Genomic DNA, 17,158 nt, shown 5'->3' with positions numbered 1-17,158 from the left:
GCTTCAGTAATATAAGGAGGTTTTATGCACGATTATGCAGTTTTTGGACATGATAGGTCAGCTATTGGAAGGTGGCTCGGCTTTATCTCTATTGCTTTGGCAGGTGGAATCTCTCAACTTTTAGCACTCGCTAGTAATCTAAGTGGAGTTGATGCTTTCGCTAAAGCAACAATTACTACGGGCATTGTATATTTTGTATTACATTGGCTTTTTAATAAGTGGGTATGGAAAATTCCTTTTTTTGAAGTGCCAAATATAAATGGCACATGGGATTTGACTGGTCAAACATTGAATGAAGATGGTACTACAAAATATGACTGGAAAGGTTCTATTGGCATTGAACAGAGCTGGAAAGATATTTTAATACACCTAAGAACTAAAAATAGTCAAAGCGAAAGTTACACTGCAACATTATCGAGGCGATTTGGACCAACAGGAGGCTGGCTTCTCAGCTATAGCTATAGAAATGAACCCGAACTTGAACAGTCTCATGAGCTTAGTTCACATAAAGGTTATTGTGAAATTGAATTTGATAAAGATTTAACAGTTGGAAAGGCTTCATATTTCAATAGTGCAGGAAGAAGAACATTTGGCGTAATGAAATTGAAAAGGACTCAGTAATGATTGATTTTGATAAACGATTAAAATCACTAAAGGAACGCCGTCAAGGAACGCGAGAACGGGCTATTTATGAAGCAATGGACTCAACTTCCGCCAATAGGGCAATATTACGTGGACTAGATGTAAGAAAATCGGAGTCGTTTGAAAATTTAAACGAAGTAGCTGGCGTTAAATATACAATAGGTGCAATGGCTCCTGTTGAACAACAATCCACTCAGATTTCAATCGATGAAGGAAACCGTGTAGCTGACAGCCTAATCAAAAGCCTATTAAATAATGGTGAGTCGGTTACTAAACGACTTCAGGGTTCGGTAGCCTTAGATGTCCATATTAAAGGACACTCCGATGTGGATATACTCATAATCGTGACAAACCCAGTTAATATCGAGCTTCCTCGAGTAAATCCTAACGGCTATTTACCAGCAACGGATTCAAGAGACTTAATTAATATTGCCAGAGATGTAAGAATTAAATCTGAAAAAATTCTACCATCTAATTTCCCTAAAGTCGAAGTAGATAGTACAGGAAACAAGTCAATTGCCTTAAAGGGCGGCAGCTTAAAAAGGAAAGTGGATATAGTTCCTGCCATATGGTTTGACAGTACAAAATATCAACGTTCGGGCCAAGAACATGACCGCGGTATTAAGATATACCATAAGGCGGATCATGAATTGCTTCTAAATTATCCATTTACGCATATTAAAATGATAAATGATCGAGATACACAGTTTTCTGGAAATTTGAAGTGCGTAATACGACTCATGAAAAACATGATTGCTGATATGCCTGACTATAAAAAAAGGACGGCTAAAAAACTTAGCAGTTATGATTTGGCTGCCATCGCATTTCATATGAATGCGGACTTGAATGTCCCTCAATATATGAGGTTGTCCCTAGTTGAAAAAATGCGAGCGCATTTATCTTTACTTAATTCTTTTAAATCCTATCGAGACACTCTAAATGTTCCAGATGGTAGTCGGAAAATATTTAATACAGATGAAAAAGCTGAAGCTTTAGATATCCTAACACGTGAAATTACAAACTTGGCAACAGCAATCTACAATGAACTCGAGCCCGATAAGGTCGGCTATGATTCAAATGTAATCCTCAGTAAATCTGTATTCTAGCTCCAAATCGAGTAGCCGGTAGTATCTAGCTACCGGCCCCCACACCATCCATCATGTGGGTCCGCAATGGGCGGTTCCCTATCCGTAATGAATCTCTACTCAACGATAGTATCGAGCAGCTCTTCATTTGAATTGGCAACACTAGGACACCCACAGATTGAAAGATGACACAGGAAAAAGTACAGGCCTTCCACCTTGACGGCCATTTCTCCTGATCAGGTATAGGGCAAAGCGAAATACTGAAAAATTATGCCTTAGGTTTGAAAATTGCCTGATTTAGGCCAGACCGGAAGGAATAGTATTGAAAAGTTGGGAGGGAATTAGTGGGGCGTTACAGAAAGGAAACGTTGGCAATCGCCTATGCCATGTACCCAGCGTTTATTGAGCTGAATACAAGCTTGCCGTACAACCTCTGCTGATCCCTCCAGCCCTATAAAGCGGCTTTCAAAGTTCCGATTGAGATAGAGCCAGTGTTTTGCTGAGATGCCCAGCCGCTCAAGGATAGGGGGCGTGTTTTGAGAAATGGCAGCGATCGGCTTGAGATCTACATAGGCTAAAAAGTGGGCTTCCTTAATCGGGGGTAGCGGTCTGGGCCTTATTTTGACTTACCGGTCATGCAGGCAGCAGCAAGCTAAACAGATCTCTCCAGATAAGGACATGAACTTTCAATACACGACTACATCATTAGCTCGGCTCATTAGCCACATAGCTTCGGTATACTTGGCCACCTCTCCTCCAGGCTAAGCCTTATATGATGTTTCTGTTCGTCTTTGCTGGCGGATTCCTCTCCACAAGACCTCGCGGTGTTGCAGTTGCCATTCGCTAGTAGTTAGCATTTAATGAAACCCATTAAATGGTGATCTTCCTACAGGGGACTTTCACGCCCATACTGGGCGTACCAAGTTGCGCAAGCGGGATAAAGTACTACACACTTCGCCCCTTCGCAAGGCATTAACAGTCTTGGATCGCGCATAAATTAGAGTGAATTGATGAAGCACGAAATATTTTTAAAGGCTATTTGCGAGATCGCGAGAAAAGGAGTGCCTACTGGCTTCACGGGCCTAGGTATTATATTAATAAACAAAGATATAGGAACGCTACCAATTTCACCTCTTCTAAGTGAAGATGGCTTCCATATAGAAGATTTAGATGCTCAGACTGTTGTCAATTTTCTGTTTTCTATTTCTAACATTAAAGATAAAAGACATGATGGGTTTCATGTTGTCAGTGGAGACTCTGGGCTCTTAAAAATATCACAGTATTTTAGCCCCCTAATACCTAAAGGTTTTAATGGAACGATATTTGATGTGGGTGCGAGATATCGAACAGCTCAATACGGCTCACTTTATGGGAATGTAAATTCAATCATCGTTGTTAGCCAAAAGGGCGAGGTTTCTATTGCAAAAAAAGGAGTTGTGGAGTTGATCGTTACATGAATCAAACAGAAGTAAAAATATTTGCGACCGGATCAATTATAATTGGCGCTATCGTTTGGATCATTCCTTTTTTGATCAATGGGTTTGAGGTTCTCTCTCTTGAAAGTCTTAAATATATCAACTTAGGGATTACGGTCGCTGGACTATTTTGGTTTTCATATTTTAAGTGGGCCTGGAAATGGAACTATATAAGAAAGCTTTTATATCGGCCAAACCTAAACGGAACATGGTTGGGTGAGTTTGAATCTGATTGGAGAAATGATCAGGGCCAAGTAAATCCACCAAAAAGGTTTGTTCTCGTTATTCGTCAGCACTGGTTTACTATATCTGTAAGAGCTTTCACAAACATACAAAAAACAGAATCGTATGTGGAAACTCTGATGCTAGATGACAATAAGGGTACAAAGCTTCTTGCTTACCTATTTTCTGAAAAGCGCTCAAGAACTGGGGAGCATGGCTCAAGACAAGGAGCCGCAGAGTTAGACCTAGTAGAAACAGAGATAAATAAGTTATTAGAAGGTCATTTTTGGACACAAGCAGGAACACGTGGATATATACGGGTAAAACAAATATCTAGCAATGATCACATGGACTCTTTTGAGCAAGCAGAAAATAAGTGGTCAAATAGTAGTTGCTGGGAATCAATTCAAGGTAGCAACTGTTAAATCAGGTAGCCGGTAGCTTCTAGCTACCGGCCCCAACACAATCCATTAAGTGAGTCCGTGATGGGCGGCTTTCTATTCACAATGAATCACTACCCAACGATCCCAGCAACACTAGGACACCCACAGATTGAAAGATGACACCGGAAGTAGTACGGGCCTTCCACTTTAACGGCCATTTCTCCTTCCTGGAGCTGGAAGAGGTTAAATACAGAAAAATTATGTTTGAGCTTTAAAATTTTGTGATTTTGGCCAAAAACCAGAAGGAATAGTATCGAAAGGTTGAGAGGGAATTAGTGGGGCGTTGCAGAAAGGAAACGTTGGCAATCGCCTATGCCATGTACCCAGCGTTTATTGAGCTGAATACAGACTTGCCGTACAGCCTCTGCTGATCCCACCAGGCCTTTAAAGCGGCTTTCAAAGTTCCGATTAAGATAAAGCCAGTGTTTTGTTGAGATTCCCAGCCGCTCAAGGATAGGGGGCGCGTTTTGAGAAATGGCACCGCGCTTTTTGGGGTCTAAATGCCGGCCACTCCAGTCTACTAACGCCAAATAGTGATCCAATTGAAAGGGCAACCCTTTCGGCATATTAAGGTGCTCGCCGCCCACAAACGGTAGTAGCTCCTTCGGTTGCTCACCTGAGATCACAGCGCGAACACGCTGCTGAATGGACGTGTGATCGGAGTCCTCCGGGGTTTTTGCAATATCGGCACGGATAGGGTTGAGATCGACATAGGCCATGCAGGCAGCCAAAGCTCTTTCATCCAATAGCGCCTGAGATTTGAAACGGCCCTCCCAGAAGCGGCCTGTACAGCGATATTCTGCATTGGCTTGGCGAGCAATAGATTCGTTTAGGTAGCGCATAAACCAACTAATATCCATTAATCGCTCTCGCCACAGCTCAATCAGCTCTTTAAGCTTGCTCTTTTCACTGCAATCTAGAGAGGCACCCTGAATAAAGCGCTGAGCCAAATTAGGAGCTTTAAATAGTTCCTGCCAGCGGAGAATGACTTCAGTATCAGACCAAGTTCTGGCCGTTTTAGCATCGATATAGAGCACCACATGGTAGTGATTACTCATTACCGCATAAGCAGCGATATCCAGCGCAAAGATAGCAGCTAGCTTTTTCATCCCAATCTCAATCCACTGGCGCCGGTGTTCATAATCCCTCCCCAATAGAGCATCTCTTCCACAAAGGAACGCCCGGCGTACACAGCGGGAGACGCAGTGATAGTACGGAGTCGCATCAAGTGAGATCTGTGAGCGGCGAGGCTGGGTCATCGGGTATGGATTTAACTGTTTTAATATCCAGTACTTTTATTGTGATTTCCGTATTGTGTCAATAGTTGTGACGCCTTAAGCTCTACCTTTAATGGGTCTCCAGAAACGGTCTACTACATCTTTATATTGATAGAGCGGAAGATGAAGCTCTGCTTCAATATCCAAAGCTATTTATTGTGGGGATGCTCATTTCGGTGGTATGCAGGGTGGGCACTGAGGGATCACAATAGTATACAATCTCCGAGATCCAGGTTAACAAAGCAATGCAACCGACATCTTACTTTGTGCTTAGGAGAGTTCGAGTAAAGTGATTTTTCCCAATCCCGAAGACTTATCACCAGAAGAATTTGAGTTGTTGGTTAAAGAATGGTTTGAATCTTGTAAAGGTGAGCTTTCTTCATTCAATGCGACCCAAAGGCAGATTAAATCTGGGTATGATGGAGATTATGAGATTGATGTGGCGATCTCCTTCGAAATCTTTGGAGGGGCTAAAATCGATGTTATCGTCGAGTGTAAAAAATACAAGAATCCAGTTGGCCGAGATCTTATTCAGATTTTAAAGGACAAGAAGAATTCAACTGGATCTCATAAAGCTATTCTCATTACGACTAGTACGTTTCAATCAGGTGCAATTGAATACGCAGCAAAGAACGGGATCGCTTTAATGGAGGTGGTTAACGGGGCTGCTATGTTCATTCAGGCAAGTGCCGCTTCAGCGAGAGAACTTCCATCTATTCCGGATAAGCTCGCCGCTCTTGTGTGGCCTGAAGACCCAGAAGGATTTATGGCTTTACCTATGGCGATATCCAAAAAGAGAATATTTGTACTTGAGCACTATTTAGAGGATGGGTGGGCACAGAACAAAGCCATACACCCAACACCGGCACATTCGTGCCTCCGCAAGTGATGGTGGCGTTCAATTTCTCGAAAGAAATCGTGCGTAACAAGATAATCGAATTAATTTCCTATCACGGCGGTATAAAGCCGGAAAGGATATACGATGATGCTAAGTTAGAGAAAGATCTTGGTATTACTGGCGACGATCTCTGGGAATTGTTAGAAGACATAGATAAAGAGTTTGAGATCGATTGGAAAGAAGCAGATTTCTCATATTTTTTCTATCCAGAGTGCGCTGGTTTTATCTGGAGCGCAATGAACAAAGATAAAGTAAAAAGTATCAAGGCTCATCCTATAACAGTAAATCACCTGGTTTTGGTTGCGCAAAGAGGTGGGTGGTTTACACCGGAGAGCCAGAATTGAACAAGGCGCTGCAACCGACTGGTAAAACAAGCACCATTTTTGTCAGCAACTGAGCGCGGCGGTAGCTTCACGGGGGGCTAAGGAAAGATGAGAAGAAGTAGAGTTTTTGGGGAAAGAGAACTACGGGACTTTCTTGAAGCCGCGAAGGCTAATGTAGCTCGTTCAATTGAATCCGAAAATGATGACTACATCCTAAACGTCAATGAAGACGATTATATAGCCCATAAAGTATCCGAGGCTACAGTTGAAAATCTAGAAATTCACGTCGACGATATCTATGCATATTCAAGCGAGCAGATGATACCTGCTGAGTATTTCCCATCTGGCTTTCACGTTTATTCAGGAAAATCTTACAAGAAGGATGTGATTAAATTCCATATTCCTATTAGCGGCAACATTCAGTTACTCTACCTCATGCCTAGTAGTAGAATACTATGGAGCATGGATATAGAGGTTAATCGTGATGAATTCTGTTTTGAGATCATAAATTTCAGAGATGATGCTGAGGGCATTGTTCGAGAGAAGGATTCGAATATCCGTCGCATAATGCAACAGTACCAGAATGTTAGAGCTGAGGTAGAAAGGGCCAATGTCGGCTTGGAGCAGCATATTCGCAGTGCCTTCAATTATCGAAAGCAGAGAATACAGAAAAGTTCTGGAGTATTGGCTTCACTAGGTGTTCCAATCAAAAAGGCAGATGCACCACCGGAAACGTTTTCTGTCCCAGTACCCCAGAAACGTAAAAGAGCTATTCTAAGCAAGCCTAAAGTGAAGGATGTCGGATTCACTCCAGAGCCTTGCCTTGATCAGTCAACATATGATGAAATTTTGAAGTTAATCCACGATGTCGGAAAAGAATTTGAGCGTTTACCAAGCTTATACGCTGATAAGGAAGAAGAGCATCTTAGGGATCATTTCTTAATGATGTTAGAGCCAAATTTTGAAGGATCAGCTACTGGAGAGACCTTTAATAAAACGGGAAAAACGGATATATTGCTGAGACATGATGGGTCGAATGTATTTATTGGTGAGTGCAAGTTCTGGAAGGGGGAGAAGAGTTTTCTCGCAACCATAAGTCAGCTCCTAGGCTACCTCACGTGGAGAGATTCGAAGGCTGCAGTAATCATGTTTGTACCAAACAAGGATTTTAGTAGCGCTGTTTATACTGCTAAAGAAGCTGCATCAAAGCATGAAAATTTCATCAAATATTCTAATGAAAGAGATGAAACATGGATTAACTATGAGTTTCATTTAGATGATGACAGAAATAGAGTGGTCAAGCTGGCTGTAATGCTCTACCACACGCCCAGATAAATCTAACAAGGCTCTGCGGACCAGTTTTATACGCAAGTATTTTTGTTCATATCGGCCCTCTGGTTATGCTCTGAACTAGTAGAGGAGATATTACCTCAATCAATTCAGAGTCAATTCTGATGTAAAACAGGGTGAGATAGAGGGCCTTATTTGTCCTGTAAGCGTGCTAGATCAGAGCGAATCCACTATTTGTTATAGGTTTTTATGATCTTCAGGCCTGAACGGTACTATTGGATATAATCTATTCAACTTTTAGGGCTACATTTAGCTAGTGCTGCGGTGCAGGGGCATTGAGTAAGCTTAAAAGATGTGTATAAAACACAGACCGAGCTTTACATGCAATTTAACCAAGACTAAGGAAAAGTAGAATGGTACCGAAAGAAGATTTATACATCATGGATGTTGGAGAATTCACTACTAATCTCTATAGGATGGGAAATGCAGAATGGCCTAAATTCGATGAAGCTCGAGCTAGAATTGATGTAATGATAACCAAACGTGATGGAGTTGAAGTAGTTATTGCAAATGGAAACGGTTTTTCTGCATTTGACCACTTAACAAAAATGATGAGAAAACCAGGTAAAAAAATCTGGAAGATTAAAAAAGGTGTTAGAATTCCTAATGAACTTAAGTTAGTTGAAGACAAGCGCCCCGGGCATGAAGGCCATTATATGATTGCACCAGAAACAACCATGCCACTCAAAAAATATTTAGGGCTTCTCGAGGAGTTCGGGCTTGATCGATCTAAGGTTGTTAAATTAGACGGAAAGGAGATTGAGAATGTCGGATAGAGGGATAAACCCAATTATCAGCGAATATAATATTCTTTGGGAAGCGCTTAAGCACTACGAGGAACGCCTTGAAAAAATGTCAGAAATGACAACCGATGAAGACCAGGAGTTAGTCTTCGATGAGAAACTCCAGGATATCGAGGGAATTCTAAATTCGATTAAATTTGCAGCAAAGCGGGACTATGATTTGAACTTGTCATAATTGACGGTATATGTAAATCGGGTAGCCGGTAGTTTCTAACTGCCGGCTACCACACCACCCATCATGCGGGTCCGCAATGGACGGTTCCCTATCCGTAATGAATCTCTACCCAACGATAGCGTCGAGCAGCTCTTCATTTGAATTTGGGATCATGGCAGTGCGCTACCTCAACTTATACGACTGGCAACATATCGGTAGGCTAGCTCTGTCTTTTAACTCGTGGATTTAGGTTCAGGCCTTCACCCTGTCCAAGGTATTAATCCCGGCATTTGGCTACTATGCCGCCTGCTGACTTCTGTTTAATCACCTTGACCATTACTGGCCGAGGCGCGGATATGTACCACCACTTTTTCCATCCCCGCGATGATGGCTAGCGGGCTGGGCCTATTTATGAGTCAGCGGCCACGCTGACAGCTTCACAGCAGCAAGCTAAACAGATCTCCCCAGATAAGTACGTGAACTTTCACTACACAACTGCATCATTTACTCTACCCGTTAGATCACATGGCTTCGGTGTGCTTGGCCACCTCGCCTCCAGGCTAAGCCTTATATGATGTTTCTGTCCGTTAGCTCGTAGTTTTGCTAGCGACTTCCTCTCCACAAGACCTCGCGGTATTGCAGTTGCCATTCGCTAGTAGTTAGCATTTAATGGAGGCCATTAAACGGTGATCTTCCTACAGGGGACTTTCACCCCATTAGTTCACGCCCATGCTGGGCGTACCAAAGCAAAGCAGCACCGCCCACTACGTGGGCTGGACAGCGTTTCTGCGGCTTCGCCGCTCCAAATCTGCCGCTGTTTGCGGCGATATATGGATGAGTGATGTCTGATATCGAGATTCAAGAAGGAATTGAAGAGTACTTAAAGGCAAGAAAAAATGTCTTGGCTTTGGGTAGGAAATACCCAGATCGAATTGGAGGCAATGACAATATAATCGGGCGCATCGGTGAATTTATTGCATTGAGGTTCCTTGAAAGTATTGGGCAAAACCCTCAAATGGTGGAACACAGCTCTAATCCAGGATTCGATTTGCTCGAAGGAGAAACCCAAACACAAGTAAAGGTAATCACCTCTGAAAACCGAAAAGGCAGGAATGTACGCTTAAAAAAACCGTGGAATCAGTTTCTTTTGATCGAGTTGGGTGAACAGTACAAACCTGAACGAATTGGCGTTCTTACAGAAGCGCAACATCAAAAAGCACTTAATGAAAACAATTGGAGTAAATCACCAATTGTTAAACTTACAATGTTAGGCCCCAAGGGGCTAATTGGTCGTTACGGCAAAATCTATGCTAAAAATGAGCTATCCATATAACAAGCATCTGCAGTTGACCCTTGATGCTACGTGCCTTTTGGGTTTGCTGCATAAATTAACCCAAAAGTCGCACCACACCAAGGTCAACTGAGGTGGATGTTATGTGTCATCGAACCATGAACCACTATAAGAAGAAGCTGATTTCCCTATTAATAGTTGGCTCGGTATTGATCCTACTCTATCGAGTGGTTGACTCATCTAGTTTTATCTCCAATGAGCCTAAAGGCTTCCCTCCTTTTGGCTGGCATTGGTGGATAGCAATGGCATACTGGTTGTTCGTCGTCACATATGTTTTTCGCTTCAACTGCCCAAAATGTAAAAAGCCACAGATAATCAGAGGCAGCAGCATAAAACAATGGCATTGGCCAAGTGAGTCATGCTGGTCTTGTAATCACAAGTTTAGGCAGCACAGTGGCAACATATAGCAAATCAATCAATGGCGCCCCTACGGGCTGGACCTCCACTCTGCGGCTTTGCCGCTGCGTTCCGGCCCATTATTGAGGCGTTAGGCTAAACAAAATATGGAGTAAAAATTGGAATTCGATTACGCAAAAATACTCTTCGCCGTTGTGACAACAGTTGTAAGTGTTGCAATAACTTTCTATCTAAAAGATTTCTTGCAAAAGAAAAGCGAGTACAAAAAACTTAAAGAGAAGCTTGAAACTGTGGCCGGTAGAAATGCCTATATTGTTTACACTGGCGCGGGCAGCAGTGCAGGCAGCAATCTCTATAAGATTGTGGATATTGATGAGGGTGGAGTTACATTGAAGAATTCTCTTCAAACAATATTTATACCTCCTCAGCTTTTACTTCATTCGGCAATGATAGTTCCTGATGACAACTACGAAGAACTTAAGAAAGAATATCAAGCTAAAGAAATAGAGATGGTCGCAGAATCAATGTTTCAGCCATTATTTGATAAAATGTTAGAAGGCATAGAGGCTGATATTTCTGAGGATGATAGCGAGTTAAGCTCACGTATTGAGGTCAGAGTAATTCAAATTCTAGAGGCCAAGGGGGTTCTTTCTCAAGTTTCTACAGCAGAGCTAAACAGGCTACAGCACATTGCCGAAAAAGCCTAAATCGGGTAGCCGGTAGTTTCTAACTACCGGCCCCCACACCACCCATCGTGCGGGTCCGCAATGGGCGGTTCCCTATCCGTAATGAATCTCTACCCAACGATAGCATCGAGCAGCCCTTCATTTGAGTTGAGTATCATGGCAGTGCGCTACCTCAACTTATCCGAATGGCAACATATCGGTAAGCTAGCCCTGTCTTTTAACTCGTGGAGTTTGGGTTCAGGCCTTCACCCTGTCCAAGGTATTAATCTTGGCATTTGGCTACTATGCCGTCGGCTGACTTCTGTTTAGTCACCTTGACCATTACTGACCGAGGCGCTGCTGTTTCCCACCATTTTTGTTTACCCCACGATGGTGGCTAGTGGGTTGGGCCTACTTATGAGTCAGCGGCCACGCTGACAGCTTCACAGCAGCAAGCTAAACAGATCTCCCCAGATAAGAACGTAAACTTTCACTACACAACTGCATCATTGACTCTACCCGTTAGATCACCCGGTTTGGGCGCACTTGGCCACCTCGCCTCCAGGCTAAGCCTTATATGATGTTTCTGTCCGTCAGCTCGTAGTTTTGCTAGCGGCTTCCTCCCCACAAAACCTCACGGTGTTGCAGTTGCCATTCGCTAGTAGTTAGCATTTAATGGAACCCATTAAATGGTGATCCTCCTACAGGGGACTTTCACCCCATTAGTTCACGCCCATACTAAGCGTACCAAATTAATCAATGGGGCACGTCATTAAAGCGTTATGGAAAATACTAACTAACCTAAGGAGAAAATAGTGCATACACCTATAGAATTCTATCTAAAGACTCCTGTTGAACTATATCGGGCAGGAACACCAACTAAATCAAAATTTGACTATATTCGCACAATGCCCCCAAGAACAGCGGATCAAACATACGATATAAAAATCAACCCTGAAACTGGGGTAGTTGATCACACATCTGGCGGTGTCAGCCTTTTCGACAAGCCAAAAATGGACTTCAGTCCTGATTGGTGGGTCATCCCACCCAAAACTGAGTTGCCTCCAGGGTTTACAGTCTCAAAAGATTTAACAAATGGTGTATTTAAAGGACACTATACGATCCGTTCATTAAAGCCCATTAAATTAGATGAATGGAAAAAAATATTGCTAAATTGGGCAGAGAAAAATGCCATCCATATTAAAGAATATCGAAATCGAGGAGCTATGTAATGTTTGGAATACAAGAATTAAGGCTTATACGCTACTCTGTAAAACAAACAATGGAAAATATGAAAAAAAGAAAGAGTATCCTAGACCCTGAAAGTGATGATGCAGTCGAAATCTCAAATGACCTCGCATTATATAGCATTATCCTCGAAAAAATATCGGATAACCCAGATGTGTAACCATACATCGGGTAGTCGGTAGTTTCTAACTACCGGCCTCACACCACTCATCGTGCGGCTCCACAATGAGTGGTTCCTTACCTGTTATGAATTTTCACCCAACAACCACGTAACGAAATCAACCCCATCTTTTGGAAGAGTTCATAAGCAACACCAGGACACTCACAGATTGAAAGACGACACCGGAAGTAGTACGGACCTTCCACTTTAACGGCCATTTCTCTTGGTCTGGTGAAGAGCAAGGAGAAATGTAGAAAATTATGCTTGAGGTTTGAAAATTGCGTGATTTTGGCCAAGTCGGAAGAAATAGTATCGAAAGGTTGAGAGGGAATTAGTGGGGCGTTGCAGAAAGGAAACGTTGGCAATCGCCTATGCCATGTACCCAGCGTTTATTGAGCTGAATACAGACTTGCCGTACAGCCTCTGCTGATCCCACCAGGCCTTTAAAGCGGCTTTCACAGTCCCGATTAAGATAGAGCCAGTGTTTTGTTGAGATTCCCAGCCGCTTAAGGATACGGGGCGCATTTTGAGAAATGGCACCGATCGGCTTGAGACCTACATAGGCTATGAAGTAGGCCTCCTGAATCGAGGCTAGCGGGTTGGGCCCTATATGATTTCAAGGTCACGCATACAGCAGCAAGCTAAGCAGATCTCTCCAGATAAGAACGTGATCTTTCAATACACGACTACATCATTAGCTCGGCCCATTAGCCACATAGCTACGGCATGCTTGGCCACCTCGCCTCCAGGCTAAGCCTTATAGGATGTTTCTGTTTGTCAGCTCGCAGTTTTACTAGCGGCTTCCTCCCACAAGACTTCGTGGTGTTGTAGTTGTCATTCGCTAGTAGTTAACATTTAATGGAATCCATTAAATGTTGATATCCCTATAGGGGACTTTCACCCCATTAGTTCACGCCCATACAGAGCGTACCAAAACGCTCAACTACACCCCGGCCAAGCGGCCTCTGTCGGACAGCCAAAAGCGTACTTCGCACTGGCTGCCGGTTAGCTGAGAGTAATTGTGACGGTCGGTTTTAGTGATTTTTCATACTAACTGAAGGTTTAGTGCCACTAAATAGCACCCTGTATTGAGCCATTTTTGCTAGTTGATATTTAGGTAGTTTCGCTCCTAGAGTGTTCGCTCAGGTACTGGAGGAATGGGCAGCCCGCTGTAATTTCGCGGGATACCAGTGAGATAGGGATTGGTTGGGGAAAGTGCGGTATTATTTCCTCTTAAGTATTGGGCAGCAGCCAGCCAAGCTGTGGTTGGCAAAGTGCTAGTAGACGGTTCTGGACGCGCCAGCTATAACCAGGCCAGGCAAGATCGCTTAACCCCTTCGGAGCTGCCCTTGGTGGCAACGTTATACGTATCTGAGAATCAGTAATGAATAGTTTTTTAGTTTCCAATATTGCCGACAGGCAACACAAAGTAATCTACAAAGATTTGGGTGAAGGAGCAATTTTTGATCTTTCCCCGTCCCAACATGGCTGGAACGAATTTTCTTCAGTAGAGATTGGTGATTCAGTCTACGTCATAAATAAAAACCTCAATGTTGTGCTGCACTATAAAGTCACTAAGATAGTGGATGGTATTAAGTTAGACGAATCAACCGAGTTTGCTGATAAGATTGCCTCACCTACAGGTGGTGATGTACGAGTAGTTTTTGGTAGCCCAGTAAATCGCGTAGACATGGAATACCCTACATTCGTGCGCAAAAAAGGCGTCAGAAGCACAAAATTAAATCCAGATACATATAAAATGCTTCAAGGTTTTAACTGTGCAAAATTCTAAAAACCTTATAGCAAGTTAAGGCGCTCGTGGGCAACACTAGGACACCCACAGATTGAGAAATGCCACCGGAAATAGTGCGAGCCTTCCACCTTAACGACCATTTCTCCTGATCTGATGTAGGATGAGGTGAAATGCTAAAAAACTATGCTTTAGGTTTGAAAATTGCGTGATTTTGGCCAAACCGGAAGGAATAGTATCGAAAGGTTGGGAGGAAATTAGTGGGGCGTTGCAGATAGGAAACGTTGGCAATCGCTTATGCCATGTACCCAACGTTTATTGAGCTGAATACAGGCTTGCCGTACAGCCTCTGCCGTTCCCACCAGGCCTTTAAAGCGGCTTTCAAAGTTCCGATTAAGATAGAGCCAGTGTTTTGCTGAGATGCCCAGCCGCTCAAGGATAGGGGGCGTGTTTTGAGAAATGGCACTGCGCTTTTTGGGGTCTAAATGCCGGCCACTCCAGTCTACTAACGGCAAATAGTGATCCAATTGAAAGGGCAACCCTTTCGGCATATTAAGGCGCTCGCCGCCGACAAACGGTAGTAGCTCTTTAGGCTGCTCACCTGAGATCACAGCACGAACACGCTGCTGAATGGACGTCTGATCGGAGTCCTCCGGGGTTTTTGCAATATCGGCACGGATAGGATTGAGATCGACATAGGCCATGCAGGCAGCCAAAGCTCTTTCATCCAACAGCGCCTGAGATTTAAAACGGCCCTCCCAGAAGCGGCCAGTACAACTGGTCTTCTGCATAGGCTTGGCGAGCAATAGATTTGTTTAGGCAGCGCATAAACCAACTGATATCCATTAATCGCTCTCGCCATAGCTCGATAAGCTCCTTAAGCTTGTTCTTTTCACTGCAATCCAGGCTCAATCCACTGGCGCCGGTGCGTATAATCCCTCCCCTCTTCCACAAAGGAATGCTTCGGGTACAGTCGTATCAAGAGAGATCTGTAAGCTGCAGGGCTAGATCATGGGGCATGGGTTTTATTATTTTAATATCCAATGTTTTTGTGTGCTTTCCATATTGTGTCAATAACTGTAACGCCTTAAGCTCTATTTTTGATGGGTATCCAGAAACGGCCCCATTTACTCTACCCGTTAGATCACATGGCCTCGGTATCCTTTTCCACCTCACCTCCAGGCTAAGCCTTATAGGATATGTTCGTCAGCTCGTAGTTTTGGTAGCGGCTTCCTCTCCACAAGACCTCGCGGTATTGTAGTTGCCATTCGCTAGTAGTTAGCATTCAATGAAGTCCATTAAACGGTGATCTTCCTACAAGGGACTTTCACCCCATTAGTTCACGCCCATGCTGAGCGTACCAAACAAATCATGGCGTTGCTACGCGGCTGGGACCTCCGTTTTGGCGCTGAGTTTTATACACAAGTTTTTCCAGTTTCACCAAGAAAATCAATAAGTTACAGTTTAATCTGGTAAGAGTTTCAGACTTGATCAGATTATTATGCGGGACTGGGTCATGGACAAAGAAAAAAATCAAGATATGGGTGATACACGCTTGAATAAACACTTGTCCAATATTCTTAGTAGTTTAAGTTCCGATCCAAAGAACAGTATTCCCTGCGCAAACAAAACTTGGGCAGAAACGTTTGCGGCTTATGGCTTTATCGAAAATGGTAAAGTCAACTTTGACTCTATTATGAGTGGCCATAAATCGGCAACTCTTGAAAGGATCAAAGCGCAGCCCGTTGTTCTTATCCCTCAGGATACAACCTTTCTAAATTTTGCCACTGACCTAGAAAGTAAAGAGATGGGAACACTTAGGCGTAAAGAGACCAATCTGATCCAGAGCGTCCATTATGAGAAACACCTCTTAAGCAACCCACACTAATCCACTCTTAGAACCTGTACCCCACCCTACCCCGATACCTCAACAACTCCCTAAACTATTACCGACTTATGAAATTTGGTGAGTGCCAGCTTAGGGATTCATGATCATATTGACTGTTAAATAGGGGAGCAAGAAGACACACCAAAAAATTGTTAAATCAATGGATTGCGGGCTAACGTTAAAATCGGGATAGTGGCCAAAGTGATAATTCTTGCAGCCTGCACGAACGTGTCAGAATGCTTTAATCCTATGATTTCAAATAAAAGGTTTCGCTTTGGCGTAGAAATCAATTCTGCGAGATCAGTCATAATAATAGCGGCAAAAATGATCACCATATAAATGTTATGACTATAATATCCTGTGATATTTATTTCACCGATAAATATCTATGTTCGGATGGCAGTAATTTTAGTTGAATTTCATATATTAACTTATAAGCTTGGAGGCTTAAAATGACTACCGAAACCAATTTTATTGAACTAGCAAGAGAGCAAAGAAAAAATCTACGTACAAACCTTGAAAATCTACCGGAAGATGTGCAAAAAGAATTCTCGATTGCGTCAGCAGAGTATGCCTTCTCTGGAGATTTGGCAATTATAGTAAGTGGAATTGGGTATACACACGTGGTTATGACTCTCACATTTGAATCTGGTGAAGTACTTAGATTCGAAGGTAATGGAGGTGGATTAATCATTGGTGCAGGTGGTGTTAGTTATGGTGGGGGCGTATCCAGTTTATCTCCTGCTCAACTTATCACTAAAGGGGATATGCATTTTCTATTTCAGACCACCTTAGTAGGCACTATTTTAGAATTCGGAGGAGTAGGAAGTTTCGTTGGTGGTGGGCCAAATATTGCATCGGGTACTGCGGCGGGTAGTGGTAAATTCACCAAACAATAAGCTCCAACTCTACTAGCGCTCACTCGATGTTATAAATCGGCGCTTAGGGTAGACTCTGTACAAAGAATTTATGTCAATTATTGTCAGCTAACTGAAGACCTAAGAATTAACAGGATTTGAATTAGCATGTCATAAATCGGGTAGCCGGTAGTTTCTAACTGCCGGCTA

At 43.1% G+C, this 17,158-nt stretch carries 18 protein-coding genes; 16 read left to right on the top strand and 2 right to left on the bottom strand.

Annotation, left to right across the window (positions count from 1 at the left end; genetic code table 11):
• Window positions 1-24: 24 nt before the first annotated feature.
• From ACJJIW_RS11765 to ACJJIW_RS11750, 4 genes are all read left to right on the top strand, one after another.
• Window positions 25-621 (top strand): Cap15 family cyclic dinucleotide receptor domain-containing protein, encoded by a 597-nt coding sequence (locus ACJJIW_RS11765; protein WP_444935250.1) that lies wholly within the window; start codon window positions 25-27, stop codon window positions 619-621.
• Window positions 621-1,748, top strand: coding sequence for a nucleotidyltransferase-like protein (locus ACJJIW_RS11760; protein ID WP_444935249.1), 1,128 nt, complete (start codon window positions 621-623; stop codon window positions 1,746-1,748). The genes ACJJIW_RS11765 and ACJJIW_RS11760 overlap by 1 nt, the downstream gene beginning before the upstream one ends.
• A gap of 989 nt (window positions 1,749-2,737) precedes the next feature.
• Window positions 2,738-3,184, top strand: a complete 447-nt coding sequence (locus tag ACJJIW_RS11755; RefSeq protein ID WP_444935248.1) for a diadenylate cyclase — start codon at window positions 2,738-2,740, stop codon at window positions 3,182-3,184.
• On the top strand, window positions 3,181-3,849 hold the full coding sequence (locus tag ACJJIW_RS11750; protein WP_444935247.1) for a Cap15 family cyclic dinucleotide receptor domain-containing protein: 669 nt from the start codon (window positions 3,181-3,183) through the stop codon (window positions 3,847-3,849). Before ACJJIW_RS11755 ends, ACJJIW_RS11750 begins: the two co-directional genes overlap by 4 nt.
• A gap of 290 nt (window positions 3,850-4,139) precedes the next feature.
• Here the strand turns inward: ACJJIW_RS11750 and ACJJIW_RS11745 are convergent, their stop codons facing one another.
• The gene (locus tag ACJJIW_RS11745) at window positions 4,140-4,976 is read right to left on the bottom strand and encodes a transposase (RefSeq protein ID WP_444935246.1); all 837 of its coding nucleotides are present in this window, start codon (window positions 4,974-4,976) and stop codon (window positions 4,140-4,142) included.
• A 457-nt stretch (window positions 4,977-5,433) separates the two neighbouring features.
• Here ACJJIW_RS11745 and ACJJIW_RS11740 point away from each other — a divergent pair, with 457 nt between their 5' ends.
• From ACJJIW_RS11740 to ACJJIW_RS11695, 10 genes are all read left to right on the top strand, one after another.
• Entirely contained in the window at window positions 5,434-6,033 is a 600-nt protein-coding gene (locus ACJJIW_RS11740) for a restriction endonuclease (protein WP_444935245.1), read from the top strand.
• Window positions 6,034-6,062: 29 nt separating this feature from the next.
• Window positions 6,063-6,386, top strand: a complete 324-nt coding sequence (locus ACJJIW_RS11735; RefSeq protein ID WP_444935244.1) for a DUF1493 family protein — start codon at window positions 6,063-6,065, stop codon at window positions 6,384-6,386.
• 87 nt (window positions 6,387-6,473) lie between these two features.
• On the top strand, window positions 6,474-7,700 hold the full coding sequence (locus ACJJIW_RS11730; protein ID WP_444935243.1) for a hypothetical protein: 1,227 nt from the start codon (window positions 6,474-6,476) through the stop codon (window positions 7,698-7,700).
• Between the two features lie 368 nt (window positions 7,701-8,068).
• On the top strand, window positions 8,069-8,491 hold the full coding sequence (locus ACJJIW_RS11725) for a Tse2 family ADP-ribosyltransferase toxin (protein WP_444935242.1): 423 nt from the start codon (window positions 8,069-8,071) through the stop codon (window positions 8,489-8,491).
• A complete protein-coding gene (locus tag ACJJIW_RS11720) occupies window positions 8,481-8,693 on the top strand; it encodes a hypothetical protein (protein WP_444935241.1) in 213 nt (70 codons plus the stop codon). Before ACJJIW_RS11725 ends, ACJJIW_RS11720 begins: the two co-directional genes overlap by 11 nt.
• A gap of 820 nt (window positions 8,694-9,513) precedes the next feature.
• Window positions 9,514-10,005: a hypothetical protein gene (locus tag ACJJIW_RS11715; protein ID WP_444935240.1), complete on the top strand. Its 492-nt coding sequence runs from the start codon at window positions 9,514-9,516 to the stop codon at window positions 10,003-10,005.
• A gap of 533 nt (window positions 10,006-10,538) precedes the next feature.
• Complete coding sequence (locus ACJJIW_RS11710; protein WP_444935239.1) at window positions 10,539-11,087, top strand: hypothetical protein; 549 nt, start codon at window positions 10,539-10,541, stop codon at window positions 11,085-11,087.
• 773 nt (window positions 11,088-11,860) lie between these two features.
• On the top strand, window positions 11,861-12,277 hold the full coding sequence (locus ACJJIW_RS11705) for a Tse2 family ADP-ribosyltransferase toxin (protein WP_444894691.1): 417 nt from the start codon (window positions 11,861-11,863) through the stop codon (window positions 12,275-12,277).
• Complete coding sequence (locus ACJJIW_RS11700; RefSeq protein ID WP_444894692.1) at window positions 12,277-12,453, top strand: hypothetical protein; 177 nt, start codon at window positions 12,277-12,279, stop codon at window positions 12,451-12,453. Before ACJJIW_RS11705 ends, ACJJIW_RS11700 begins: the two co-directional genes overlap by 1 nt.
• Window positions 12,454-13,837: 1,384 nt before the next feature.
• Window positions 13,838-14,245, top strand: a complete 408-nt coding sequence (locus ACJJIW_RS11695) for a PDC sensor domain-containing protein (RefSeq protein ID WP_444935238.1) — start codon at window positions 13,838-13,840, stop codon at window positions 14,243-14,245.
• A 215-nt stretch (window positions 14,246-14,460) separates the two neighbouring features.
• Here ACJJIW_RS11695 and ACJJIW_RS11690 read toward each other — a convergent pair whose 3' ends face one another.
• Entirely contained in the window at window positions 14,461-14,994 is a 534-nt protein-coding gene (locus ACJJIW_RS11690; RefSeq protein ID WP_444935237.1) for a hypothetical protein, read from the bottom strand.
• Window positions 14,995-15,704: 710 nt separating this feature from the next.
• Between ACJJIW_RS11690 and ACJJIW_RS11685 the strand changes: the two genes are divergently transcribed.
• On the top strand, window positions 15,705-16,091 hold the full coding sequence (locus ACJJIW_RS11685; RefSeq protein WP_507021868.1) for an IS4/Tn5 family transposase DNA-binding protein: 387 nt from the start codon (window positions 15,705-15,707) through the stop codon (window positions 16,089-16,091).
• A gap of 452 nt (window positions 16,092-16,543) precedes the next feature.
• Complete coding sequence (locus tag ACJJIW_RS11680; protein ID WP_282931636.1) at window positions 16,544-16,990, top strand: VapA/VapB family virulence-associated protein; 447 nt, start codon at window positions 16,544-16,546, stop codon at window positions 16,988-16,990.
• Window positions 16,991-17,158 lie beyond the last annotated feature (168 nt).

Source organism: Microbulbifer maximicatervae (SeqCode) (assembly GCF_052467815.1).
This window is presented reverse-complemented; position numbering and strand designations above follow the sequence as displayed.